Source organism: Paraburkholderia sp. RCC_158 (genome assembly GCF_041355255.1).
Lineage (GTDB): Bacteria > Pseudomonadota > Gammaproteobacteria > Burkholderiales > Burkholderiaceae > Paraburkholderia > Paraburkholderia graminis.
Map to the genome: position 1 here is coordinate 1 of NZ_JBFUPM010000018.1, position 23053 is coordinate 23053.

Sequence of the window (23053 nt, forward strand, 5' to 3'; positions counted from 1 at the left end):
CGGCAAGATCAAGGAATTGATGGTTCGCCGCACTGTCTGACACGCACGCATCGACGCACGCATCGCTGCGTTGGCTGGAGTCCTGTTCCGGGACTCCAGCATCTTCATTCTTCCCTATGACGTCGCTCGATCGCGCTTACAGATAGCTGCAAACGTAATCGAGCGTCTCGATCACGTCGATGTCGAAACGGCTTTTGCCCGGCACCGAAAACGACTCCCCCGCGGTATAGGTTTTCCACTCGTCGCTGCCTTCGAGGCGGATGCGGCATTGGCCCGCCTGCACTTCCATCAGTTCCGGCGCGTCGGTGCCGAAGTTCAGCGTGCCGGGCAGGATCACGCCGAGCGTCTTGCGCGTGCCGTCGGCGAACAGAACGGTGTGCGACACGCACTTGCCGTCGAAGTAGACGTTGGCGCGTTTGATAACGGAAACCTGATCGAATTGAGTAGCGGCCGTCATGGCGGTGTTCCTGTGAGTCGTCGTGAAAGAATGCGCGTGCGCCGCGTGGCGGCAGCGCTGCTGTATGCATTTTGCGCCGACCATCGACGCAAGCGTGCGGTCGGACGCAAGCCCGCCATGATACAGGCGAGCGCGGCCGTGCAACGACATGCGCATCGCGCTGCGGATCAGTCGGCCCGGCGCCAGCGGCCAGACTCCTCGCATACGACTACCGGTTCGCCGTCCAGCAACACTTGCTCTGTGTCTGGATGCGAGGCGGGCAATGCAGCAACGTCGAAGTCAATGTGAAGCGCGCGCGCCACATGCGCGTCTTCGATAGGAAGCTCCCACGTCAGGAAGATCTGCACGCAATGCTGATCCAGCGTGAAGTCGCTCGCATTAAAACCTCTGCTGTCGCGACGGATCACGCCATGGGGCTGGCCGGTGTCGAATATCAGCGCCGTGCCGCGCGTCAACGGAATACGCTGACCTGTGGCCGCGAAATGCACGTCGAAGCCCTGGTCTTCGGTGAGGAAGAGATTGCAGAACGCCGCGCCGCCATACTGCTCGGCGTCGTGGTGATACCTTGCGCCGCGGCACGCCATCAACGCGACGTCGCTCGAGGCCAGCACGCCGGGTAATCCGAGTGAGTGCGTCCAGTCCGACATCGCCTGCACGCAACGCGGGTAGTCTGGCCAACGCACGCGCGTTCGCGCGAAAGGCATCGCCTCGACGTCGCCGGGTTCCAGGTTCATGCGCGACGACGTTTCTCTTTCCCAATCCATCAGCACACGCTGCGGGGGCATGGGTATATCGACGACGCCCGACAGTACTACGTCGCTCACGCGCCGACTGCGAATCGCATCGCCGCTGGAGAAATAGGAGATCAGCATATCTCGCGCGTTAAACTGTTCGGATGACGAATCATCTATGTATCGTAACCATTAGAATCGATGTTTGCGTCCGACTTAAAGCCAGCGCCAGATGCCTGCCGCGAAGCCCGAAAGCGGAATATGCGCCCACGTAGCGGCAAGCCACACAACCAGGCCGCCGAGCAACGTGTGTGCGCGAAGTGACTGCCCACGAAGGCAAGCGCGGCTGCGATGACTGTGATGCTCGTTTCCATTTGAATAGCTCCTGAAGGAGATTCGAAACGCGGCCGCATTGCCACTACCCGTAAGCCAGATGAAGAACAACGCAATTCGCCGCGTGCCTCGTATTGTGCCTGAGTGCCTGTGCACACCATGCAAGGGATCACATGGCGAGCCTCGCATTGGCTATCGGCAGATTACTCGTGATCCTTTAAAGTAAGCCCTGAAGTTCACGGCGAAGACGAGTTCAACGAGGATTTTTCTTCCGCTCAACAGTCGCGCTTTGCTACACCTTCTTCGCCCGTCACGGAGACCGCCAAATTGCTCATTCGCCAACTTGTTCCATCCGACGCGCAGTCCTTTCAAGCCCTGCGTCTTTCAGGACTGAAGGAGACGCCCACATCTTTCGCGTCGAGCTATGAAGAAGAAGTGCATCGTTCATCCGATGACATCGAAAGGCAGTTAACGAAGCAGGACGACCGCGGAGTTTTTGGCGCGTTCGACGACACGCAGCTAATAGGCATTGCAGGACTCGGACGCGAGAACCACACCAAGTTGCGCCACAAGGCGTTCGTGTGGGGCGTCTACGTCGCACCGGAACAAAGAGGCCGCGGTGTGAGCAGAGCCCTCGTCAGCGAGGCGATCCGTTTCGCGCAGTCCGTGCCTGGCATTACGCAAGTCAATATCACGGCCAACGCATGCAACGATGTCGCTATCCGGCTTTATTCATCGCTCGGATTTAAACAGTTCGGACTCGAGCCCGGCTCGATGATTGTCGAGGGAAAGCGGTACGACGAAGTGCATATGTCGTTGCACTTCGAACCACGCTGAGATCTACAACCGCACATAAGGTTGCGACAAGGCCTTCGCCGACCTGATCAGATCTTCAAGCATCGTCGCGCGCTTCTCGGGATCGGTATCGCGGCTCGTCATGAAACACAGCGCCGCGACGGGAAGACCCGTGCGGTCGCGTATCGGCGCGGCCATGCAGAGCCGGAAAGTGTGAGACAAGCCTTCCGTGCAGCAATATCCCTGTTCGGCGGCGCGCTGCACGTCATGAACGAAATCGTCGAAGTCAATGCGTCTGCCGTTGTCGAGCACGAAGTCATCGTCTGGAATCAGGCTGCGAATTTCGTCGGCACGCAAATGAGCGAGCAGCAGGCGTCCAGACGCCGTCCACGGAATCGGCACCTTCACGCCAATGTCGGAACTGATATTGAACGGCCGCGAGCTGTTCTCCGACAGCACTACCGTGTACTTGTTGCCTTCGAGCATGCACAACTGCGCGGTCTCGTCGTGGGTTCGCACGAGTCCGAGAATCGCCTGGTGCGCGCGGCTGATCAGGTCATTGTGAACCGCATAGTCGGCGCCGTAGTAATGCATCTCGCGGCCGAAGAACACGCTGCCGTCGGGCGTTGTCTCGAGCCAGCCCGCTTCCGTGAGCATGGTCACCAGTTCGTAGATGCTCGAGCGCGGCGCGCCCGTCGCTTCGATCAGCTCGCGCATCGTCATCGGGCGTCGCGCAATATGCAACTGCTTCAGAATGCCGATCACGCGATCGACTCCCCTGGCCCTGGTTGATTCCGGTGCAGACATTCATTCAACTCCGTCAGCGATAGGGTTCGCACTGTATCTGTTACGTGACGCGAGTCTGGCATGCGGCGGGCGATGCGCCGTGCGGCCCCTCAATGGTCGAGCACGCGATGCAGGAACTGCCGCGTGCGTTCGTTCTGCGGATTCACGAAGATCTGCTCAGGCGCACCTTGCTCCGCGATCACGCCTTTATCCATGAACACGACACGGTCGGCCGTCTTGCGCGCGAAACCCATTTCATGCGTGACGACAACCATCGTCATCCCGTCGCGCGCGAGTCCGCGCATGACTTCCGTTACTTCGCCGACGAGTTCCGGGTCGAGCGCGGACGTGGCTTCGTCGAAGAACATGATGCCCGGTTCGACGGCCAGCGCTCTTGCAATGGCCACACGTTGTTGCTGGCCGCCGGAGAGCTGGCTCGGATAGTGTTCGGCGCGGTCCGCGAGACCTACTCTGTCGAGCGCTTCCATGCCGCGCTTACGCGCGTCGGCCGCATTCATCTTGCGCGCCTTGATGAGCGCCAGCGTCACGTTGCCGAGCGCGGTCTTATGCGGAAACAGATTGAACTGCTGGAACACCATGCCGACGTGCCCGCGAATTTCCTTCGCGCGACGCGCATCGTGAAGCGGCACGTCGTTCACCCAGACTTCGCCCGCATCGGCTGTTTCAAGGCCGCTCATGATGCGCAGCACCGTGCTCTTGCCAGAACCCGATGCGCCGATCAGCACGAGTACTTCGCCCGGCCGCACGTCGAGATCGATTTCCTTCAGGACCTGCGTGGCGCCGAACGACTTGCCGACGCCCGTGAGTTTGATAATGGGCTTCGACGTAGTGACTGTGGTCATGACAGCAGGCTCCTTCTTCGGTCATGGTGGCGCACCCACTGCGATAGTGGAAAGCACACGATGAAATAAAGCACGGCGACGAGTCCATAAATTTCAACCGGCTTGCCGATCCGGTCGACGATGGCCTGCCCGCCATGCATCAATTCCGACATGCCGATCATGCTCACAATCGACGTGTCCTTGATCAGCGATAAGTACTGGCCGATAAGCGGCGGCATCACGATCTTTCCCGTCTGCGGCAAGATCACCGAGAAGAACGCCTGCGTCTTGCTGAGCCCGAGAATCTGCGCGACTTCCCATTGGCCTTTCGGCACGGCTTCGATGCCCGAGCGGAACACCTCGGCAATGTAGGCGCCCTGATAGACGCTCAGGCCCACGACGCCCGCGGCAAAGACATCGATCGCGTAGCCGAAGTAGGACACGCCGAAGTAGATGAACATCAGCGTGATGAGCACCGGCGTGCCGCGAAACAGTTCGGTATAGAGCCGTGCGACGGTCGGCGTGCCCCACGGCCCGAACGACCGCAGCACCGCTGCGAGCAGGCCGATCAACGTTCCGCCGACAATCGCCGCCGCGGACAACAGCAGTGTCGCGAGCAATCCCTGAAACAGGATGGCGAGGCTCGTCATTAACAATTCGCTCGACATGTTCGGTCTCCGGTTTCAGCGATCAGGTGCGATCGGCCTGTCGTGCGACAAGAAAGAGTCGCCGCGTGCGTTTCTTCACTTCGAGCGGCGGATGAAAAACGCGCACGCCGATTTGGCCCGCGACCCACGACAGCACATTGCTAAGGAACAGATACGCAATCAGCGTGATCGTGAACGTCTGGATATAGAGCAGCGTGCGAGCGTTGATGACAGTCGCCGTGCCGCTCAATTCAGGCAGCGCAATTGCCGACAGAAGCGACGTGCCCAGCAGCAACTGAATCAGGTTGTTGACGATCGCCGGATAAACCGCGCGCGCCGCCTGCGGCAACACAACCTCCATGAAAATCTGCGAGCGTTCGAGCCCGAGAATCGACGCGGCCTCGAGTTGTCCGCGCGGCACCGACTGGATGCCCGCGCGAAACACCTCGGCGAGATAGGCGCCGACGTTCACGCCCAACGCGATCACGCCTGCCGTATAAGCGTTGAGCGTGATGCCGAGTGAAGGCAACCCGAAAAACACGATGAAGATCTGTAATAGCACGGGCGTATTGCGGATCGCCTCGATATAAACGCTCGCAATACCTCGCAGCAGCCGCACGCGCGACGCGCTCGCCAGCGCGGTCAGCAAGCCGAGCACCATCGACAGAACGAAGGCCAGCAGCGTGACCTGGAGCGTCAGCCACGACGCGCGAACGAAATCGTTCAAATAACCCGCGAGGGTTATCCATTCATAGCTCATGGTTCCTCCGTCCGTCGAACAACAACTTGCATGCGCGCATTCAGTACTGCGGATTCAGCGGAAAACGCGGCTCTGTTCCGAACCACTTCTTGTAGAGCTGCGCATTCTGTTTCGACGCATTGATGTTGAAGAGGAACAGGTTCAGGTAATTGAGCCACACCTGATCGCCCGCCTTCACGCCGAACGCGTTGTACTCCAGCGGCACAAGCGCTTCGTTGGTGACCGTCAGATTCGAATCGAGCGATGCCTGATAGGCCAGAAAGTTGTTGTCCTCGATCATGGCGTCCGCCTGCCCCTGCTTCACCGCGAGAATCGCGGCCTGCGAGCTGTCGAACTCCTGGATCTTGACCTGCATGTTCAGCGAGCGCACTTCGTCGCCGTTCGTCGAACCCTTCACTGTCGCAATCGTGCGATTGGCCATATCGTTGATCGACTTGATGCCGCTGCTCTTCTTGACCAGCAGCGCCTCGCTCGCCACCACATACGGATTCGTGAAGGCGATTTCCTTTGCCCGCTCCAGGTTGCGCGTGAAGTTGCAGAACACCACGTCGACCTTGCTCGTTTGCAGGTTCGGAATGCGGTTCGCGCTCGTGGTGTTGACGACCTCGAGCTTGACGCCCATCTGCTTCGCCAGTTCTTTCGCGAGGTCGACGTCGTAACCGTCGGGTTGGCCGTCCTTGTTGTAGAAGCCGAACGGCGCGAAGGTCAGGCAATCGCCGACTCGCAGCGTGCCGCGCTGCAAGACCTGCTTGAGCGTCGAATCGGCTCCGGCGCTTTGTTCCGGCGGCGCGACCTTGGTACAGCCCACGAGCGTGAGCAACGCGGCCACGGCAAACAAAGAGGCAAGTCGTGCGCTTTCCCTGACAAATCTCATTTTCGATCCCGGTCTGGTGATAAAGCTTCGTGCGTGGAAGAAACGGCGATCAGCATGGTCTTCGCGGCATGTCCGCTATTGGCGGGACAGAAGTGATCGCACGGCTGAAGTGGTCGTCTGATATACCGGAATTGTGTCCGGCACAGCAGATAGCCGCAGTGTTCCATGCGAAAAAAATGCTGGCAATGGGGTATACACCGTCGAGCGCGGTGGATTCTCAGCGATGGCGGGGGAAGGTGGCGATGGCGGACGGGGCGCGAAAGCGCCCGTCCGTTTGCTGCTAGCCGAGGCGGCGATTTATGCGCGCGCGTCCCTGACGGCCGCGCGGAGGGCATCGACGAACATGTCGAGGTCCGCTTCGTTCATGTAGATATGCGGCGACACGCGCAGGCCTTGCAGCTCGCCGACGCAACGGTACTTGACGTGAATCGCGAACGATTCCCGCAATGTACGCTCGACGCGCAGGGCGTCGACGCCTTCGATAGAAAAGAGGCTCACGGCGCCGAGCGTTTCCGTGTCGAGCGGCGTGTGAAAGCGTAAGCCGGCGATGTCCGCGGCGCGTGCTGTCCAGTAGCGGGTCAGCGCGCCGAGCCGTGCATGAATGTTGGCGGCGCCGATCGCCTGATGGAAGCGAATCGCCGGTTCGATGCCCGCTTGCAGCGCCGAGTTATAGGTGCCGAGATTCCAGTGATCGAATTTGTCGATGGCATCCGGCGCGGCATCGAACGGAGCGAGCAGCGGCCAGGTCTCGCGTATGCGCTGTCGATTGACGATCAGCATGCCATTGCCGACGGGCGCGCCGAGCCACTTATGCAAACTCGTGACGAAGAAATCGCAGCCGAGTTCGCGGAAGCTCACCGGCATCTGCGCGAACGACTGCGCTGCATCGACGACGGTGATGATGCCGCGCTCTCGCGCGAGCGCGCACAAGCGGCCGACAGGCAGCACTCTGCCGGTCCAGTGAAGCATATGCGTCAGGTGAAGCACGCGCGTGCCGGGACGCATCGCGGATGAGTACGCGGCGACGATTTCGTCGTCGCTTGCAAGCGGATCGAACGCGGCTGTGTCGACGACAATACCCTCGCGCGTCTGCCGCTGCTGCCAGCCGCCAAGTGCGCTCGGGTAGTCCCACGGAGACACGAGCACCCGCTCGCCGGCCGACAACGGAATGCCGAAAATCGCCACGCTCAGGCCTTCGCTTGCGTTCCGGTTGAGCGCGATTTCGTCGGCGGCGCAATCGGCTAGTGCAGCCAACTGCCGCTTGATGTCCGGCAGCTTCGCATCCAGACCGGTCCACATGTTGACGTCCGGATTTTTGCTGACGAAGCGATAGGCGTCGATGACCGCCTGCTCGACAACCAGCGGCGGCGGACTCACGGCGGCGTTGTTCAGATTAAGCAGCGGATGCTGCTTCGGGTATGACTCGCGCACGCGTGCCCAGTCCACTCCGGCGTTGGTTTTTGTGAAGCTCAAAGTGTCCGTATGCATTCGCTCGTCCTCTGCGTGGCGCGACGCGGGGCGCGTCTTTCGGTGCCGACGTTAACTTAGCCGGTAACCGGGTGCGTGTCTCGTCGTTGAGGCGGCGAAAACCGCACGCAGAAAATGTTTTTACGGCCGGGGGAAAGAGGTTGTGCCGTGGGGACCGCTGCCGACGATGCCGCGGCAGATGCGGTCCGCCGACAACGGTGTATTAGGAGAGGCGCGCATGTAGCGCATAGATTGACGTTGTTCTTTTTGACGAGGGCGTGCACCAAAAGATGCACGCCCTCGCAGACACGCCCGACCGATTGCATCCGGTCAGGCGTAGTTGCTTCGCTCGCTTAACGATCCAGTTGCTGAATGCCGGCGAGTCGCCACGTATCTCCGGCATGCGCGCTCCGGACGATATTCCAGACCTCCTGGAACGGCTGCGCCGTCGGTGCATCGTCCTCACGCATCTGGCCGTAGAAGCGCACGCTGACAAACGTTTCGTCCGCCGTACTTTCGACGCCGAGCACTTCCGCATCGAGTTGCGGCACCTCCGTGCGGCTCGGCTGGCTGCCGCGGCCCTCCAGATCGCGCTTGAGTTGCGCGAACATCTCAGGCGTGGTCAGCTCGAACAGGTCGCCCTGCTCGTTGGCGTCCCATGCACGTTGAAGACGCATGAACATGGTTTTCGCCGACGTCACCAGTTCAGCCTGATCGAGCCCGAGCGGCTGCGACGGCGCGCTGAATGCGCCCGTTGCAGCAACCGGATTCGTCGCGGCGCGCTGCGTGCCGAAAAAATTCGTATCGGGCCGCGCCTGGCCGTTCTGGTTCGGGTGCTGGAACGGCGAACCGTTGCCCTGCGACCGGCTCGCGGCGCCCTGTCCATAAGCCAGATCCGGACGACGACGATTAGCGATGAAGCGGAACAGCATCACGCCGGCCATCACGACGAGGCCGATCAGCAGCATGTTCGACAGCATTTGCGCAAGCCCCGCGCCCAACCCGAGCGACGACAGCAACGCGGCGATGCCGAAGCCGGCGGCGAGACCGGCCAGCGGACCGAGCCAACGGTTGCGCGCGGGCGCCGCGGCCGGCGCCTGCGCGGCCTGCTGCGCCGGCTGAGCCTGCTGGCCTCGTTGCGCCGGAGCGGACGGCGACGCCATCTGCGACTGGCGTCCGATGCTTTGACTGCCGCCGACGCGCTTCGCTTCGGCGTCGTTGGCCGCCAGCGCGCCGAGCGCCAGCACGGCCGCGAGACCGAGCGTCGCGGTGCCGCGCGTCACCTTACTGGCGACACGGCGGAACTGATTGATGGCTTGCGTATGCATATAAACCTCTCTTGATGAACCGGGGCGCCCGCCTCGCGCGTCGTCTTCACACGCGACTAGCTTACGGACGGTAATTTTCTTCGGTCGCCATGTTTGCCGCTGGTCTGCCGGCAATTTGCAATGTACGACCTGCGAGCCTTCAATCTAGCCGAAGTCCAGACGACGGAAAATTCGTATTTTTATTGCTGATCGTTCGCAAAAACCGTAACGTTGCTGAATCGACGGAGGAACGCGTGAACTTCAAGCATCTGTATTACTTCTGGGTCGCGGCGCACGCGGGCGGGATCGTGCGCGCGGGCGAGCAACTGCATGTCACGCCGCAAACGCTGAGCGGTCAGATCAAGCTCCTCGAAGAAGCGCTGGATAAGAAGCTGTTCAGAAAGAGCGGACGCACGCTCGAACTCACCGACGCGGGACGGCTCGCGCTCGACTATGCGGACGAGATCTTTTCGCTGGGTTCGGAACTGGAAAGCGCGGTGCGCCGCGAGAAAGAGGTCGGCACGCAATCGCGGTTTCGCGTCGGCATCGCGGACTCAGTGCCGAAGGCAATCGCCTACCGGCTGCTGGAACCCGCGCTGAGCGCGCCGGTGTCGCTGCGCGTGATCTGTCACGAGGGCAAGCTGCATGCATTGCTCGCGCAACTGGCCGTGCACCGGCTCGATCTGATCATCGCCGATGCGCCCATTCCCGCCGACGTCAACATCAAGGCGTTCAATCACCGGCTCGGCCGTTCGACGTTAAGCTGCTTTGGCGCCGAGTCGCTGCTGCAGGGCGTTCGCAAACGCTTCCCGTTGTCGCTCGGTCAGTTGCCGTTGTTGCTGCCCGGCACCGAGTCGGCGGTGCGCCGCAAGCTGGATCACTGGCTCGCGTCGCGCGCGATTTCACCGCGGATCGTCGGCGAATTCGATGATGGCGCGATGGCCCTCGCGTTCGGCCGCGAAGGCCGCGGTCTGCTGTTCGCGCCGACCGTGCTCGAGGCGCAGTTGCAGGCGGAACACAAACTGACCACGGTCGGCCAGATCAACACGATCGTCGAGGAATTCTTCGCGATCTCGATCGAGCGCCGCATCAGTCATCCGGCTGTCGCGATGATCATCGACGCCGCGCGCAGCGAACTGTTCAATGCGTAGACGGCAACGCGCAGGCACGCACCAAGAAAAAAGCCACTCGCGATGAGTGGCTTTCGAAATGTTTGGTGGGCCTCCCGTGAGTCGAACACGGCACCAACGGATTATGCTAACCAGCTACGGCTTTCGCCGCCCCTTTCGGGTTTGTGGTCTGGACTGTCTCTTGTCTTTACGACCTGCCCGTTCAGTCTCTACACGTTCTCTCAAAGAGAGCTTCGCTCGGGATTGCCACGCTGCGAGCAGCAGAGGTTTCCCCGAATTTGAGCAGTTCTACCACGGGGCAGAGCTAACTTACCCCAAGGCAACCCATTCACGACTCACCATGCCAAGCTGCATGGTTTAGGTGAGCCTTTGCTAAGTCCGCTGCTCTAACCAAGCATGAGCTAGAGGCCCTGAGAACTCGGGATTTTACCGTATCGGATGCAAACAACGAAGGGCTTCGCGTGCGGCCCGCCTTCTGACTGGCCGACTACATGAAAAATGGGCTTCCGCAACCGCTTCGCTTTTGCGAAACGACCGGGAAGCCCCTTCAACATCATGTGCCGCTAACAACGCTTCAGACAATCGCGTCGATCAGTTCCCTTCAAGGAACGACTTCAGCTTGTCGGACCGGCTCGGGTGACGCAGCTTGCGCAGCGCCTTCGCCTCGATCTGACGAATCCGCTCACGCGTGACGTCGAATTGCTTGCCGACTTCCTCGAGCGTGTGATCGGTGCTCATCTCGATACCGAAGCGCATGCGCAACACCTTGGCTTCACGCGGCGTCAACGAGTCGAGCACGTCTTTCACGACATCGCGCATGCTGGCATGCAACGCGGCGTCTGCGGGCGCGACCGTGTTCGTGTCTTCGATGAAGTCGCCAAGATGCGAATCGTCGTCGTCACCAATCGGCGTTTCCATGGAGATCGGCTCTTTCGCGATCTTCATGATCTTGCGGATCTTGTCTTCCGGCATTTCCATCTTCTCGGCCAGCGTTGCCGGGTCCGGCTCGAGACCGGTTTCCTGCAAGATCTGACGCGAGATGCGGTTCATCTTGTTGATCGTCTCGATCATGTGAACCGGAATGCGGATGGTGCGCGCCTGGTCCGCGATCGAACGCGTAATGGCCTGGCGAATCCACCACGTTGCATACGTGGAGAACTTGTAGCCGCGACGATATTCGAACTTGTCCACCGCCTTCATCAAGCCGATGTTGCCTTCCTGAATCAGGTCGAGGAACTGCAGACCGCGGTTCGTGTACTTCTTCGCAATCGAAATCACGAGACGCAAATTCGCCTCGGTCATTTCGCGCTTGGCCTGACGCGCCTTCAGTTCGCCCGCCGCCATCTGACGGTTGGTTTCCTTCAGGTCCTTCAGCGGCAACACAACACGCGCCTGCAAATCCAGCAGACGTTGTTGCTGCTCGCGAATGGCCGGAATGTTCCGCGTGAGGATCGCGCTATACGGATGCCCTTCGCTGACGATCTTGTCGGCCCATTCGAGATCCGTTTCGCTACCCGGGAAACGCGCGATAAATTCGGCGCGCGGCATGCCGCACTTGTCGACGACCGTGTGCAGAATCTGACGCTCGACCTGACGCACTTCATCCACTTGCGCGCGCAACGTATCGCACAGACGCTCGACGGTACGCGCGGTGAAGCGGATCGTCATTAGCTCGTTCTGGATGGTTTCCTGCGCCTTCAGATAGGACTTGGACTTGTAGCCTTCCTTCTCGAACGCGCGACGCATCTTGTCGAACCATTCGCTGATGAGGGCAAATTTTTCGAGCGACGCACGCTTGAGCGCTTCCATTTGCGCTGCGTTGGCCGTGGCCTGCGCGGTGCCGTCGTCTTCTTCCTCGTCCTCTTCGTCCTCTTCCTCTTCTTCCTCGTCTTCGCTTTCGATCGCTTCCGCTTCCTGCACCGAGAAGCCGTCCGCGTCTTCCGCGTCGGCGTCGATCAGGCCGTCGACCAGTTCGTCGATGCGGATTTCCTCATTCGCGACGCGCTCGGCCATGGCCAGAATGTCGGCGATCGTGGTCGGGCACGCGGAGATGGCCATCACCATGTGCTTCAGGCCGTCTTCGATCCGCTTCGCAATCTCGATTTCGCCTTCACGCGTGAGCAGCTCGACCGTGCCCATTTCGCGCATGTACATGCGGACGGGGTCGGTCGTGCGGCCGAATTCGGAGTCGACGGTGGAGAGCGCGACTTCGGCTTCCTCTTCCACTTCGTCGTCCGACGAAGCGGCCGGAGCATTGTCGTTCAGCAGCAGCGTTTCGGCATCGGGCGCCTGCTCGTAGACAGCCACGCCCATGTCGTTAAACGTGCTGATGATGCCTTCGATCGCCTCGGTCTCGGTGAAGTTGTCCGGCAGGTGATCGTTGATTTCAGCGTACGTGAGGAAGCCGCGCTCCTTGCCGAGCTTGATCAGCGCGCGCAGTTTCGAACGACGCTCTTCCAGTTCCTCGACCGTGCCGGGCTGCGACGACGAAAACGCGTCTTTCAGCAGCGCCTTTTCTTTCGCACGGCGGTCGCGAGCCTTGGCCTTTTCCACTTTGCCGGGAGCGGCCACAGGGGTTTCTTCGCTTTGGGTTGCGTCGTCATCGACGGGTACTTCATTCAGCTTTTTCGTCATGGAGTTCGCCGTACCGGCTGTAGTCTCGACTCGCGGCTGGTGGACAACAGCCGGTTGAACCGTGGATACTGGAGTCTCGCGCACTGCCGCATCGTCCTGCGCGACAGCCGCTTCCCTTGCGCTTCTGACACCCGGCCGCCTCGCAGCCGGAGGCGGTACGGCTTGCGCCGTCTTCGTGACCGCCGTTGCCACTCCTTTTGCCTTGCCTGCCGGCTCCGCTTGCGCGGGCGAAGTGGTCGATGATTTTCTCCTGGCAGCCGGTGTCACGCTGGCAGCAGACACCTTCCGGGTAGAAGAAACCAACTTGGCCGAGGCGACCTTTGCGGTCTGCTCCGTGGAGCGTGGGCCTGTTTTGCTCTTTCCACCTGCAGTCTTTGCCATCGCATCGCCTTTTCGCCTTTGCTAGGAAAACCCTTGAAAAACAAACCGCTGGAAACCTTTTATTATACCACTCAGGCTTCTGCGGCTCCGCCTACAAGCCGAGCTGGCGCTTCATGTCAGCTCGCTTACGATTAAGCTCCGCGAGTTCCGCGAACTCCTCCGGCGTGTGCCGGGATTGCCGCGAAAGCTGCTCGAGACGATCGCAATAAGCGTCGTAACGCATCTTCAGAATCGCCGCTTTCAATTCCTCTCCGACGATCCGTTCCTGCTCGCGCCGCTCCTCGATGACGGTCGCATCTTCCGGGTCCTTCAGCAACAAATCCCGGACATTTTCATCATAGTCCAGAATTTTGCGAAAGATTTCCTCGAAAGTTGGGGCGTTTGCACCGTTTCGCAATAGGTCGGAGAGCAACTGGAACTCCGCCGAATCGCCGAGTGCGCGCGCGTGCGTCGTCACTTCCTCGAATAGCTCGCCGTGCCGCGTGACGGTCAGCAGCGCCTGTTCGGCCTCCTCGTCGAGCACCGCGACCGTGCGCGGATACATCACAAGATTGCGCAGTGTCTTTTCCTCGATGCCCGTTACGCTGCGCCGGTCCTTGCGAGCCGGCGCGAGGCGCGCCGCCGCCGCGATGCGCGAATCGACCTCACAAAGCGCGGCCACCTCGTCGAACGGCACGTCGAGCCGGTCGGCGAACATATGCATGATCTGCGCGCGCAACGCATTGGCCGGCAGCGCCTGCAACAGCGGCTTCGCGTCGAACAGCGCGCGCGCCCGGCCTTCGGGCTGATCCAGTTCCTTGCCGGCGAGTACCTCGTTCAGCATGAACTGTGACAGCGGCATCGCACGCTCGACCTGCTCGGCGAACGCCTCGGTGCCGAATTCGCGCACGTAGCTGTCCGGATCGTGCTCCGTGGGCAGAAACAGGAAGCGGATGGTCCGGTTGTCCGCCGCATGCGGCAAGCAGGCGTCCAAAGCCCGACGCGCGGCGCGCCGCCCAGCCGAGTCGCCGTCGAAACTGAAAATGACCGTGTCGGTCTGGCGCATCAGCTTCTGCACATGGACCGGCGTGCAAGCCGTGCCGAGCGTGGCGACCGCGTTCTGGAACCCCAATTGAGCCAGCGCGACCACGTCCATATAGCCTTCGACGACCAGCACGTAGCCCTGTTCCCGAATCGCGAGACGCGCCTCGAAGAGGCCGTATAACTCGCTGCCTTTGTTAAATAGCGGCGTTTCCGGAGAATTCAAATATTTCGGCTCACCGCCGTCCAGCACGCGGCCGCCGAAGCCGATCACCTGTCCCTTCACATTGCGTATCGGGAACATGATCCGCTCGCGAAAGCGGTCGTAGCGCCGGTTCTGACCCTGCGCGTCCGATTTTTCGCTGACGATCACGAGACCCGATTCGACCAGCGAGTCATCGCGATAGTTCGGAAACGCGGCTTCGAGGTTCTGCCAGCCGTCCGGCGCGTAGCCGAGGCCAAAGCGCGCGGCGATCTCGCCGGTCAAACCGCGCTTCTTCAGGTATTGGATGGCGACCGGCGCGCCGCGCAGTTGCTTGCGGTAGTAATCGCAGGCGGTCTGCATGACGTCGGAAAGCGCGGTGGTGACTGCTTTGGAAGCGGCCGGCGAATAGCCGCCGCCCGAGCCGCCTGCGCCTCCGTAGCCGGGCGAAGGCTCGTTCGGCACTGTCAGGCCGACGGATTGCGCAAGTTCGTTGACGGCTTCGGGAAACGAGGCGCCGACGTGTTCCATCAGGAAACCGATCGCGGTGCCGTGGGCGCCGCAGCCGAAGCAGTGATAGAACTGCTTCGTCGGACTAACGGTGAACGACGGGCTTTTCTCGTTGTGAAACGGGCAAAGCCCCATGAAGTTCGCGCCGCCCTTCTTCAACTGCACGTACCGGCCCACCACGTCGACGATATCGACGCGGTTGAGCAGATCCTGCAGGAATGACGGAGGAATCAAGGTAGATGACGCTGCCTGAATGACTGCCTGAAACACCCGATGCGGCGCGCGCCACGCTCAACCGCGGGCACGCGAACCACACACAGCCCGCGCTTTCGCCTTACTTCGCGAGCGCGGCTTTGACCTGCGCCGACACCGCCGTCATGTCGGCACGGCCCGCGAGCTTCGGCTTCAGCACGCCCATTACCTTGCCCATGTCCTGCGGACCGGCGGCGCCGGTTTGCGCGACGGCAGCCTGCACCTCGGCGACGATTTCCGCCTCGGACATCTGCTCGGGCATGTATGCCGAAAGAACGGCCAACTCCGCCTTTTCCTTGTCGGCGAGATCCGTGCGGCCCGCGCCTTCGAACTGGCTGATCGAGTCCTTGCGCTGCTTGATCATCTTGTCGATGACAGCGGTCACCGCGGCGTCGTCCAGCGTTACACGCTCGTCGACTTCGCGTTGCTTGATCGCGGCGAGCAGCAGCCGGATCGTGCCAAGACGCTCGGTCTCACGTGCCCGCATGGCGGTTTTCATATCGTCGTTGATCCGGTCTTTGAGGCTCATCACTCACCTGAATGCGTTGAAAATTGAGAACCGGCCGCGTCGGACATACGCACAAGCACGCATAAGCAGCGCATGAACACAAACGCCCGCTTGGGACTGCTTCCTCAAGCGGGTTGACGCAATTGTGCGTAGTGGATGCGACCCTGCTGGCTGGTCCGAAGAGACCGTGTTTTCCGTGACGGCACTGGTTGCGCCGTCACCGGTTCGTTGTCGTTGTTCCGTTGGACTGCAACAGCGGCAACACCAGAATCAGTAGAACTTCTTTGGCAGCATCTGGCTGCGCAGACGCTTGAAATGACGCTTCACCGCGGCGGCCTTCTTGCGTTTGCGCTCAGCCGTAGGCTTTTCGTAAAACTCGCGCGCCCGCAGTTCCGTCAGCAACCCGCTTTTCTCCATGGTGCGCTTAAAACGGCGCATGGCGACTTCAAACGGCTCGTTGTCTTTTACGCGGATGGTCGTCATTTTTCAATAACGGAACTTTGTAAAGGTTCAGGAGTATAGCAGAGCTTTTACACAAAGCCACTGCGCCGTCAAGCCCCCCGGGCGTACTCGGCGGCAGCCTGGCCGGCCGCCACGCCCGACGCCCAGGCCCACTGAAAATTGTAGCCGCCGAGCCAGCCCGTGACGTCCACCGCCTCGCCGATGAAGTACAGGCCCGGCGCGCGGGCGCTCATCATCGTCGTCGACGAAAGGTCGCGGGTGTCGACGCCGCCGCGCGTCACTTCGGCCTTCCGGTAGCCTTCGGTGCCGTTGGGCGTGAGCGTCCAGCGCGACAGCGCCTCGCCAATGCGCCGCAGCGCCTTGTCCGGCAGATCGGCCACACGCGCCTCGGCGGGAATCTGATGGGTGTCGAGCCACACGTGGGCGAGCCGCTGCGGCACCCATTCCGACAACAGATTCGCGATCTGGCGGCGGGTCCCGGTCTTCGCTTCGAGCAACGCGGCAGCCGCATCCTGGTTCGGCAGCAGATCGATGTGGATCGGCTCGCCCGGCTGCCAGTAGCTCGAAATCTGCAGCACGCCAGGGCCGGAAAGCCCGCGGTGCGTGAGCAGCAAATCCTCTTCGAATTCGGCGCCCGTCTTCTTGTTCCCCGTCGCGATCCGCACTTCCAGCGACACGCCCGACAGCGCCGAAAACGGCTCCCAGTCGGCGGCGGCAAAAGTCAGCGGAACGAGCGCGGGGCGCGTATCGATCAGCTTGTGGCCGAATTGCTTCGCCAGACGATAAGCGAAATCCGTGGCGCCGATTTTCGGAATCGACAGCCCGCCCGTCGCGACGACGAGCGCGCGCGCCGCAATCGGACCCGCGTTCGTGTCCAGCGTGAAGCGGCCTTCGGCGTCCTGCCTCACATGTTCGACGGACAGCGGCGTGCGCCAGGCGACGTGCCCCGCGTCGCACTCGCTTTTGAGCACGTTGATAACCGCGTCGCTCGACTCGTTGCAGAACAACTGGCCCTTGTGCTTCTCATGCCACGTCACGTGATGGCGCTTGAGCAACGCCATGAAATCGCGCGGCGTGTAGCGTGCGAGCGCGGAGCGGCAAAAATGCGGATTCGCCGATAGATAATTGACCGGGCCCGCGTACAGATTCGTGAAGTTGCAGCGGCCGCCACCCGAGATGCGGATTTTTTCCGCGAGACGCTGCGAGTGATCGATCAGCACCACGCGGCGGCCCAGTTGCCCGGCCACGGCCGCGCACATCATGCCGGCCGCGCCCGCGCCGATCACTGCGATATCAAAGGATTCCATGGGGCCGCATTGTACCTGCGGGCCGGCGGCGGCTTGCCCGCGCTGCTATACTTTCAGGCTTACTTCTCTGCGTTGCGGACGCTCTCAAGCGCCCGTTTCAGCCCCACCAGACATGCTCGTTCTCGGCATCGAAAGCTCCTGCGACGAAACCGGCCTCGCGCTCTACGACACCGAGCGCGGCCTGCTCGCGCATGCGCTGCATTCGCAGATCGCGATGCATCGCGAGTATGGCGGCGTGGTGCCTGAACTCGCGTCGCGCGATCATATCCGGCGTGCGCTGCCCTTGCTCGAAGAGGTGATGGAACGTGCGGGCGCGGCACGCGGCGACATCGACGCGATCGCCTACACGCAAGGGCCGGGGCTCGCGGGCGCGCTGCTGGTGGGCGCGAGCGTCGCCAATTCGCTGGCGATGGCGTGGGACAAGCCGACCATCGGTATTCATCATCTGGAAGGGCATTTGCTGTCGCCGCTGCTCGTCGACGAGCCGCCGCCGTTTCCGTTTGTCGCATTGCTGGTGTCGGGCGGCCACACGCAACTGATGCGCGTGACGGACGTGGGCGTGTACGAAACCCTTGGCGAGACGCTCGACGACGCCGCCGGCGAAGCCTTCGACAAAACCGCCAAGCTGCTCGGCCTCGGCTACCCAGGCGGCCCGGAAGTTTCGCGCATGGCCGAATTCGGCACGCCGGGCGCGGTCGTGCTGCCTCGTCCGATGCTGCATTCCGGCGACCTTGACTTCAGTTTCAGCGGTCTGAAAACGGCTGTGCTCACGCACGCGAAAAAGCTCGGCGGCGCGAACATCTGCGAGCAGGCGAAAGCGGACCTGGCGCGCGGTTTCGTCGACGCAGCCGTCGATGTGCTGGCAACCAAGTCGATCGCCGCGCTCAAGCGCACGAAGTTAAACCGCCTCGTCGTGGCGGGCGGCGTGGGCGCGAACCGGCAGTTGCGCGAAGCGCTCTCGGCGGCGGCGCAAAAGCGCAACTTCTATGTGCATTACCCGGACTTGTCGCTGTGCACGGACAACGGTGCAATGATCGCGCTCGCCGGTGCGTTGCGGCTGCAGCGCTGGCCGGATCAGTCGGGCAAGGACTACGCGTTTACCGTGAAGCCGCGCTGGGATTTGAGCTCGCTCGCGCGCTGAACGTGAGTCAGATTTTCACGTAGCGCCCGACGCATCCCGTGTAAATGCCGACAAAAAAGCCGCTTCAGCAAGCGGCCTTTTCATTCAGTCATTGCCGGCTATCAGTCGGCGTTAAACCACTCGCTTATCGCGTTCGATCACCGCATACGCGCTGTGATTGTGGATCGACTCAAAGTTCTCGGCCTCGAGCACATAAGCGACGATCCGCTCGTCCGCGTTCAGACGTTGCGCGACGTCGCGCACCAGGTCTTCGACGAACTTCGGGTTCTCGTACGCGCGCTCAGTGACGAACTTCTCGTCCGGGCGCTTGAGCAAGCCCCACAGTTCGCACGACGCTTCTTCTTCGGCGATACGGATCAGGTCTTCCACCGCGACCTCGCCTGCCAGTTCCGCGTTGATCGTGACGTGCGAGCGCTGGTTGTGCGCGCCGTACTGCGAGATCTTCTTCGAGCACGGGCAGAGGCTTGTGACGGGCACGAGCACCTTCAGGAACAGGCGGGTTTCGCCGTTGCGCGTGTCGCCGGTCAGCGTCACTTCGTAATCGAGCAGGCTTTGCACGCCCGACACCGGCGCGGTCTTGTTCACGAAGTAAGGAAACGACACCTCGATGCGGCCCGCCTCGGCCTCGAGCTTTTGGAGCATCGCAGCAAGCATCGTGCGGAACGTCGCCGGTTCGAGCGGCGCCTTGTTCTCCTCGAGCAACGCGACGAAGCGCGACATGTGCGTACCCTTCTGATCGGCGGGCAAATGGACGTCGAGGTTCCAGGTGCCGACCGTCGGCTGCGCGTCACCGCTTTGTGTGCGCACGGTCAACGGATGGCGCACCGCCTTGACGCCAACCCGCTGAATCGGAATCTGGCGGGTATCCGGCGTGCTTTGCACATCGGGCATCACAAAGGCGGGATTCATCTGATTCATGTTCTTGTCCTTTCAGGAAGACGCTGACCCGCCACCCTGTGTTCAACTTCGCAGAAAATCTCCGCTCCTTGAAGCAAGTCTTCGTGGATGAAGAATCGCCCCTTTGAGGCGTTCGCGAAGCGACAGGTCTGGGAGTCGTCAGCGGCCGCGCGAAGCAAAAACCGCAACGGCAAACGCCGGCCCCTGCCGGCGTTCGATGATGGGCACACGCCCATCGACTCAAGTTAGAGATGGCGCATCGTGGCGGCCGGCGCGTTGAGCGAGCGGCTAGCCTGACTGGTCAACAGATGCGATCGACCAGCCTAAGCCCCCGCTCAAGCAACCCGCTTAACCGACGATTGCGCGCCGACTGCGCCGCTCGACAGGAAGCGTTCGCGAATCGACTTCGCGATGCCCGCGGCGTCCAGTCCGCACGCGGCGAGCAGCTTGGCCGGATCGCCGTGATCGATGAAGCGGTCGGGAAGGCCCAATTGTAGTACCGGACGCATAACCCCGCTCTCGAGCAGGGCTTCGACGCACGCCGAGCCCGCGCCGCCCATCACGCAGCCTTCTTCGACTGTGACGATGGCGTCGTGCGTTTCCGCCAGTTGACGCACGAGGTCGGCGTCGAGCGGCTTCACGAAACGCATGTTCGCCACCGTGGCGTCGAGTTGCTCGGCAGCCGCGAGCGACGGCGCGACCATCGTGCCGAACGCGAGGATCGCAATGCGCTTGCCCGCCGGTTGCGAGGTTTCGCGACGCACTTCGCCCTTGCCGACCGGGAGCGCGGCCATCTGCTTGACCGTCGCCACGCCGGTGCCGGCGCCGCGCGGATAGCGAACCGCCGTCGGGCACGACTGCTGCAGCGCCGTGTACAGCATCTGGCGGCTTTCGTTTTCGTCCGACGGAACCATCACCATCATGTTCGGAATGCAGCGCATGAACGCGAGGTCGTAGGCGCCCGCGTGCGTCGCACCGTCCGCGCCGACCAGACCCGCACGGTCGATGGCGAACACCACCGGCAGATTCTGCAGCGCGACGTCGTGGATCAACTGGTCGTAAGCGCGCTGCAGGAACGTCGAATAGATCGCGACGACCGGCTTCATGCCGTCGGCGGCGAGGCCACCGGCGAACGTGACCGCGTGCTGCTCGGCGATGCCGACGTCGAAATAGCGATCCGGGAAGCGCTTCTCGAACTCGACCATGCCCGAGCCTTCGCGCATGGCCGGCGTGATGCCGACGACGCGCGCGTCGAGTTCGGCGGCGTCGCACAGCCATTCGCCGAACACCTGCGTGTAGGTTTTCTTCGACGGCGCGGAGGCCGGCTTGATGCCCTCGGCCGGATTGAACTTGCCGGGGCCGTGGTACAGCACCGGATCGGCCTCGGCCAGCTTGTAGCCCTGGCCCTTCTTCGTCACCACGTGCAGGAATTGCGGACCGCGCAGTTCCTTGATGTTTTGCAGCGTGGGGATCAGCGAATCGAGATCATGGCCGTCGATCGGGCCGATGTAGTTAAAGCCGAATTCCTCGAACAGCGTAGCCGGCACGATCATGCCCTTCGCGTGCTCTTCAAGCTTGCGCGCCAGATCGAGCATGGGCGGAGCGACGCGCAATACGCGCTCGACGCCCGCGCGCGCCGCAGCGTAGAAGCGTCCGGACATAAGCCGCGCGAGATGGCGATTGAGCGCGCCGACCGGCGGCGAAATCGACATGTCGTTGTCGTTCAGGATCACGAGCAGCGGCACGTCGTCTTCCACGCCCGCGTTGTTCATGGCTTCGAAGGCCATGCCCGCCGTCATGGCGCCGTCGCCGATCACGGCGATGCCCATGCGGTTGTCGCCCTGCAGCTTGCTCGCGATGGCCATGCCGAGCGCCGCGGAAATCGACGTGCTCGAATGCGCGGTGCCGAACGTGTCGTACTCGGATTCGTCGCGCTTCGGGAAGCCGGAGATGCCGCCCAACTGGCGCAGCGTGTGCATCCGTTCGCGGCGGCCCGTCAGGATCTTGTGCGGATACGTCTGATGGCCGACGTCCCACACGATGCGGTCGTGCGGTGTGTCGAACACATAGTGCAGAGCAATGGTCAACTCGACCGTGCCGAGATTGGACGAGAGATGGCCGCCCGTCTGCGACACGCTGTCGAGCACAAAAGCGCGCAACTCGTCGGCAAGCGGTTGCAATTGACGGCGATCGAGGCGGCGCAGGGCGGCCGGGTCGTCGATGGTTTTCAGCAAGTCGTACATCGTCGTTCCATTGTAGGAAAACTTACGCGCCCGCACTTCATACACGCACCTTGTGGGACGGCGCGCGGCGGCGGGCTTTCGCGTTCAGCTAACCCGGTTCACCACCAGGTCGGCCAATTCGGCAAGACGCTGCGCGCGTGCGCCGAACGGCGCCAGCGCGGCGTGCGCGTCGCTGCGCAACTGCGCGGCGAGCGAACGCGATGCGTCGAGCCCAATAATCGACACGTAGGTCGGCTTGCCGTCCTTCGCGTCCTTGCCTGCTGTCTTGCCGAGCGTCGCGGAATCGGTCGTGACGTCGAGAATATCGTCGACGACCTGAAACGCGAGACCGACCGCGGCCGAATAAGCGTCGAGCGAACGCATCGCGTTTGCGTCGGGTGCCTCGCCGGCCAGCGCGCCCATGCGCACCGCGGCGCGCAGCAACGCGCCGGTCTTCATGCGGTGCATGGTTTCGAGCTGCGCGCGCGTCAGCGTATGACCGACGCTCGCGAGGTCGATGGCCTGACCGCCGCACATGCCGATCGAACCGCTCGCGAGAGCCAGTTCGCGCACGAGCGCCGCCTGTTGCTGCGGCGCCAGCACATCGGACGTCAACGAAACGAACGCCTGCGACTGCAGCGCGTCGCCAACCAGCAGTGCCGTGGCTTCGTCATATTTGACGTGTACCGTGGGCTTGCCGCGACGCAGTGCGTCGTCGTCCATGCAGGGCATGTCATCGTGCACGAGCGAATACACGTGGATCATTTCAAGCGCCGCTGCCGCCGCATCGAGACACTCGGCGCGCGCGCCGGTGAGTTCGCCCGCCGCATGGCACAGCAACGGGCGGACCCGCTTGCCGCCGCCGAGCACCGCGTAGCGCATCGCTTCGTGAAGCTTTGCAGGCTCCGTTGTTTCAGCCGGCAAGTAGTGTTCGAGTGCCGCTTCGACGCGCTCGACCACCGAGCGAGTCCATTGTTCGAATGTCATAGGTCGTCCCCGCTTTCAGTAGCGGCTGTTCCTGCTGTATTCACGGGCAGTGGCTTGAGCGTCTCGCCGTCGAGCACCCGTACCTGCTGCTCGACCTTCTCGAGCTGCTGCTGGCAAAACGCCACCAGAGCCGCGCCGCGCCGATACGCGGACAGCGACTCTTCGAGGCTCAGATTGCCGCTTTCCATGCGTGCAACCAGGCCCTCCAGCTCCGCCTGCGCCGCCTCGTAATTCTCGGGCAGCGGCGTGTTGTCGACGCCCTCGGCTGGCGCGGCAGCGGTATCGTTCGACGCGGTCTTCGCCATGAATAGTCGCAAAAATTAAAACAAGTCGGACATTCTACGGCAAAAGCGATAAATCCGATCTCTCAGCCCACCTTCGGGCTGCGTGTTCGCCGGTGG

At 62.1% G+C, this 23053-nt stretch carries 21 protein-coding genes and 1 pseudogene; 3 read left to right on the forward strand and 19 right to left on the reverse strand.

Translation table 11 applies throughout. The annotated features are described in order from the left end of the window. Positions 1-136 precede the first annotated feature (136 nt). From AB6809_RS26950 to AB6809_RS26960, 3 genes and pseudogenes are all read right to left on the reverse strand, one after another. A complete protein-coding gene (locus AB6809_RS26950; protein ID WP_371027535.1) occupies positions 137-457 on the reverse strand; it encodes a pyrimidine/purine nucleoside phosphorylase in 321 nt (106 codons plus the stop codon). Positions 458-624: 167 nt separating this feature from the next. Further along, positions 625-1329 (reverse strand): hypothetical protein, encoded by a 705-nt coding sequence (locus AB6809_RS26955; RefSeq protein WP_029971457.1) that lies wholly within the window; start codon positions 1327-1329, stop codon positions 625-627. 75 nt (positions 1330-1404) lie between these two features. Then, positions 1405-1500 (reverse strand): annotated as a pseudogene (locus AB6809_RS26960) (MFS transporter); the annotation flags it as partial. A gap of 348 nt (positions 1501-1848) precedes the next feature. On the opposite strand from AB6809_RS26960, the gene AB6809_RS26965 reads away from it, so the two are divergent. Next, on the forward strand, positions 1849-2358 hold the full coding sequence (locus AB6809_RS26965) for a GNAT family N-acetyltransferase (protein WP_029971456.1): 510 nt from the start codon (positions 1849-1851) through the stop codon (positions 2356-2358). Positions 2359-2361: 3 nt separating this feature from the next. On the opposite strand, the gene AB6809_RS26970 is transcribed toward AB6809_RS26965, so the two are convergent. The 7 genes from AB6809_RS26970 to AB6809_RS27000 all read right to left on the reverse strand — a co-directional run bounded on the left by AB6809_RS26970 (position 2362) and on the right by AB6809_RS27000 (position 9020). Continuing rightward, positions 2362-3123, reverse strand: coding sequence for an IclR family transcriptional regulator (locus AB6809_RS26970; RefSeq protein ID WP_029971455.1), 762 nt, complete (start codon positions 3121-3123; stop codon positions 2362-2364). Positions 3124-3212: 89 nt separating this feature from the next. After that, positions 3213-3965, reverse strand: a complete 753-nt coding sequence (locus AB6809_RS26975) for an amino acid ABC transporter ATP-binding protein (protein ID WP_006047669.1) — start codon at positions 3963-3965, stop codon at positions 3213-3215. Beyond that, complete coding sequence (locus AB6809_RS26980; RefSeq protein ID WP_006047668.1) at positions 3962-4612, reverse strand: amino acid ABC transporter permease; 651 nt, start codon at positions 4610-4612, stop codon at positions 3962-3964. Before AB6809_RS26980 ends, AB6809_RS26975 begins: the two co-directional genes overlap by 4 nt. 22 nt (positions 4613-4634) lie before the next feature. After that, entirely contained in the window at positions 4635-5351 is a 717-nt protein-coding gene (locus AB6809_RS26985; RefSeq protein WP_006047667.1) for an amino acid ABC transporter permease, read from the reverse strand. A 40-nt stretch (positions 5352-5391) separates the two neighbouring features. Continuing rightward, positions 5392-6225 (reverse strand): transporter substrate-binding domain-containing protein, encoded by an 834-nt coding sequence (locus AB6809_RS26990; RefSeq protein ID WP_006047666.1) that lies wholly within the window; start codon positions 6223-6225, stop codon positions 5392-5394. A 297-nt stretch (positions 6226-6522) separates the two neighbouring features. Then, positions 6523-7713 carry an aminotransferase class V-fold PLP-dependent enzyme gene (locus AB6809_RS26995; protein ID WP_029971454.1) on the reverse strand — a complete coding sequence of 397 codons (1191 nt, stop codon included), beginning with the start codon at positions 7711-7713 and terminating at the stop codon, positions 6523-6525. 332 nt (positions 7714-8045) lie between these two features. After that, the gene (locus tag AB6809_RS27000) at positions 8046-9020 is read right to left on the reverse strand and encodes a Tim44 domain-containing protein (RefSeq protein WP_029971453.1); all 975 of its coding nucleotides are present in this window, start codon (positions 9018-9020) and stop codon (positions 8046-8048) included. Between the two features lie 233 nt (positions 9021-9253). Between AB6809_RS27000 and nhaR the strand changes: the two genes are divergently transcribed. Continuing rightward, on the forward strand, positions 9254-10150 hold the full coding sequence (gene nhaR, locus AB6809_RS27005) for a transcriptional activator NhaR (RefSeq protein ID WP_006047663.1): 897 nt from the start codon (positions 9254-9256) through the stop codon (positions 10148-10150). Between the two features lie 570 nt (positions 10151-10720). On the opposite strand, the gene rpoD is transcribed toward nhaR, so the two are convergent. From rpoD to AB6809_RS27030, 5 genes are all read right to left on the reverse strand, one after another. Continuing rightward, complete coding sequence (rpoD, locus tag AB6809_RS27010; RefSeq protein WP_371027536.1) at positions 10721-13144, reverse strand: RNA polymerase sigma factor RpoD; 2424 nt, start codon at positions 13142-13144, stop codon at positions 10721-10723. A gap of 91 nt (positions 13145-13235) precedes the next feature. Continuing rightward, complete coding sequence (gene dnaG / locus AB6809_RS27015; RefSeq protein WP_029971451.1) at positions 13236-15110, reverse strand: DNA primase; 1875 nt, start codon at positions 15108-15110, stop codon at positions 13236-13238. A 100-nt stretch (positions 15111-15210) separates the two neighbouring features. Beyond that, positions 15211-15657: a GatB/YqeY domain-containing protein gene (locus AB6809_RS27020; protein WP_029971450.1), complete on the reverse strand. Its 447-nt coding sequence runs from the start codon at positions 15655-15657 to the stop codon at positions 15211-15213. Positions 15658-15906: 249 nt separating this feature from the next. Further along, the gene (rpsU, locus tag AB6809_RS27025; RefSeq protein ID WP_006047658.1) at positions 15907-16119 is read right to left on the reverse strand and encodes a 30S ribosomal protein S21; all 213 of its coding nucleotides are present in this window, start codon (positions 16117-16119) and stop codon (positions 15907-15909) included. A 68-nt stretch (positions 16120-16187) separates the two neighbouring features. Beyond that, entirely contained in the window at positions 16188-17405 is a 1218-nt protein-coding gene (locus tag AB6809_RS27030; protein ID WP_029971449.1) for an NAD(P)/FAD-dependent oxidoreductase, read from the reverse strand. Positions 17406-17517: 112 nt separating this feature from the next. Between AB6809_RS27030 and tsaD the strand changes: the two genes are divergently transcribed. Beyond that, positions 17518-18546, forward strand: coding sequence for a tRNA (adenosine(37)-N6)-threonylcarbamoyltransferase complex transferase subunit TsaD (tsaD, locus tag AB6809_RS27035; protein WP_029971448.1), 1029 nt, complete (start codon positions 17518-17520; stop codon positions 18544-18546). Between the two features lie 111 nt (positions 18547-18657). Here tsaD and folE2 read toward each other — a convergent pair whose 3' ends face one another. The 4 genes from folE2 to AB6809_RS27055 form a co-directional block, all read right to left on the reverse strand. Beyond that, positions 18658-19464 carry a GTP cyclohydrolase FolE2 gene (gene folE2, locus AB6809_RS27040; protein WP_029971447.1) on the reverse strand — a complete coding sequence of 269 codons (807 nt, stop codon included), beginning with the start codon at positions 19462-19464 and terminating at the stop codon, positions 18658-18660. A 314-nt stretch (positions 19465-19778) separates the two neighbouring features. Beyond that, complete coding sequence (dxs, locus tag AB6809_RS27045; protein WP_006047654.1) at positions 19779-21686, reverse strand: 1-deoxy-D-xylulose-5-phosphate synthase; 1908 nt, start codon at positions 21684-21686, stop codon at positions 19779-19781. An 84-nt stretch (positions 21687-21770) separates the two neighbouring features. Beyond that, on the reverse strand, positions 21771-22652 hold the full coding sequence (locus AB6809_RS27050) for a polyprenyl synthetase family protein (protein WP_029971446.1): 882 nt from the start codon (positions 22650-22652) through the stop codon (positions 21771-21773). Beyond that, on the reverse strand, positions 22649-22957 hold the full coding sequence (locus AB6809_RS27055; protein ID WP_006047652.1) for an exodeoxyribonuclease VII small subunit: 309 nt from the start codon (positions 22955-22957) through the stop codon (positions 22649-22651). Before AB6809_RS27055 ends, AB6809_RS27050 begins: the two co-directional genes overlap by 4 nt. Positions 22958-23053: the final 96 nt, after the last annotated feature.

Coding starts and splice junctions, on each gene's coding strand:
- AB6809_RS27030 (WP_029971449.1), bottom strand. CDS start 17,405: ATGGAATCCTTTGATATCGCAGTGATCGGCGCGGGCGCGGCCGGCATG.
- AB6809_RS26970 (WP_029971455.1), bottom strand. CDS start 3,123: ATGTCTGCACCGGAATCAACCAGGGCCAGGGGAGTCGATCGCGTGATC.
- dxs (WP_006047654.1), bottom strand. CDS start 21,686: ATGTACGACTTGCTGAAAACCATCGACGACCCGGCCGCCCTGCGCCGC.
- AB6809_RS26950 (WP_371027535.1), bottom strand. CDS start 457: ATGACGGCCGCTACTCAATTCGATCAGGTTTCCGTTATCAAACGCGCC.
- AB6809_RS26990 (WP_006047666.1), bottom strand. CDS start 6,225: ATGAGATTTGTCAGGGAAAGCGCACGACTTGCCTCTTTGTTTGCCGTG.
- AB6809_RS26980 (WP_006047668.1), bottom strand. CDS start 4,612: ATGTCGAGCGAATTGTTAATGACGAGCCTCGCCATCCTGTTTCAGGGA.
- rpoD (WP_371027536.1), bottom strand. CDS start 13,144: ATGGCAAAGACTGCAGGTGGAAAGAGCAAAACAGGCCCACGCTCCACG.
- AB6809_RS27055 (WP_006047652.1), bottom strand. CDS start 22,957: ATGGCGAAGACCGCGTCGAACGATACCGCTGCCGCGCCAGCCGAGGGC.
- AB6809_RS27050 (WP_029971446.1), bottom strand. CDS start 22,652: ATGACATTCGAACAATGGACTCGCTCGGTGGTCGAGCGCGTCGAAGCG.
- AB6809_RS26975 (WP_006047669.1), bottom strand. CDS start 3,965: ATGACCACAGTCACTACGTCGAAGCCCATTATCAAACTCACGGGCGTC.
- tsaD (WP_029971448.1), top strand. CDS start 17,518: ATGCTCGTTCTCGGCATCGAAAGCTCCTGCGACGAAACCGGCCTCGCG.
- AB6809_RS26995 (WP_029971454.1), bottom strand. CDS start 7,713: ATGCATACGGACACTTTGAGCTTCACAAAAACCAACGCCGGAGTGGAC.
- folE2 (WP_029971447.1), bottom strand. CDS start 19,464: ATGAATCAGATGAATCCCGCCTTTGTGATGCCCGATGTGCAAAGCACG.
- AB6809_RS27020 (WP_029971450.1), bottom strand. CDS start 15,657: ATGAGCCTCAAAGACCGGATCAACGACGATATGAAAACCGCCATGCGG.
- AB6809_RS26985 (WP_006047667.1), bottom strand. CDS start 5,351: ATGAGCTATGAATGGATAACCCTCGCGGGTTATTTGAACGATTTCGTT.
- AB6809_RS27000 (WP_029971453.1), bottom strand. CDS start 9,020: ATGCATACGCAAGCCATCAATCAGTTCCGCCGTGTCGCCAGTAAGGTG.
- rpsU (WP_006047658.1), bottom strand. CDS start 16,119: ATGACGACCATCCGCGTAAAAGACAACGAGCCGTTTGAAGTCGCCATG.
- AB6809_RS26955 (WP_029971457.1), bottom strand. CDS start 1,329: ATGCTGATCTCCTATTTCTCCAGCGGCGATGCGATTCGCAGTCGGCGC.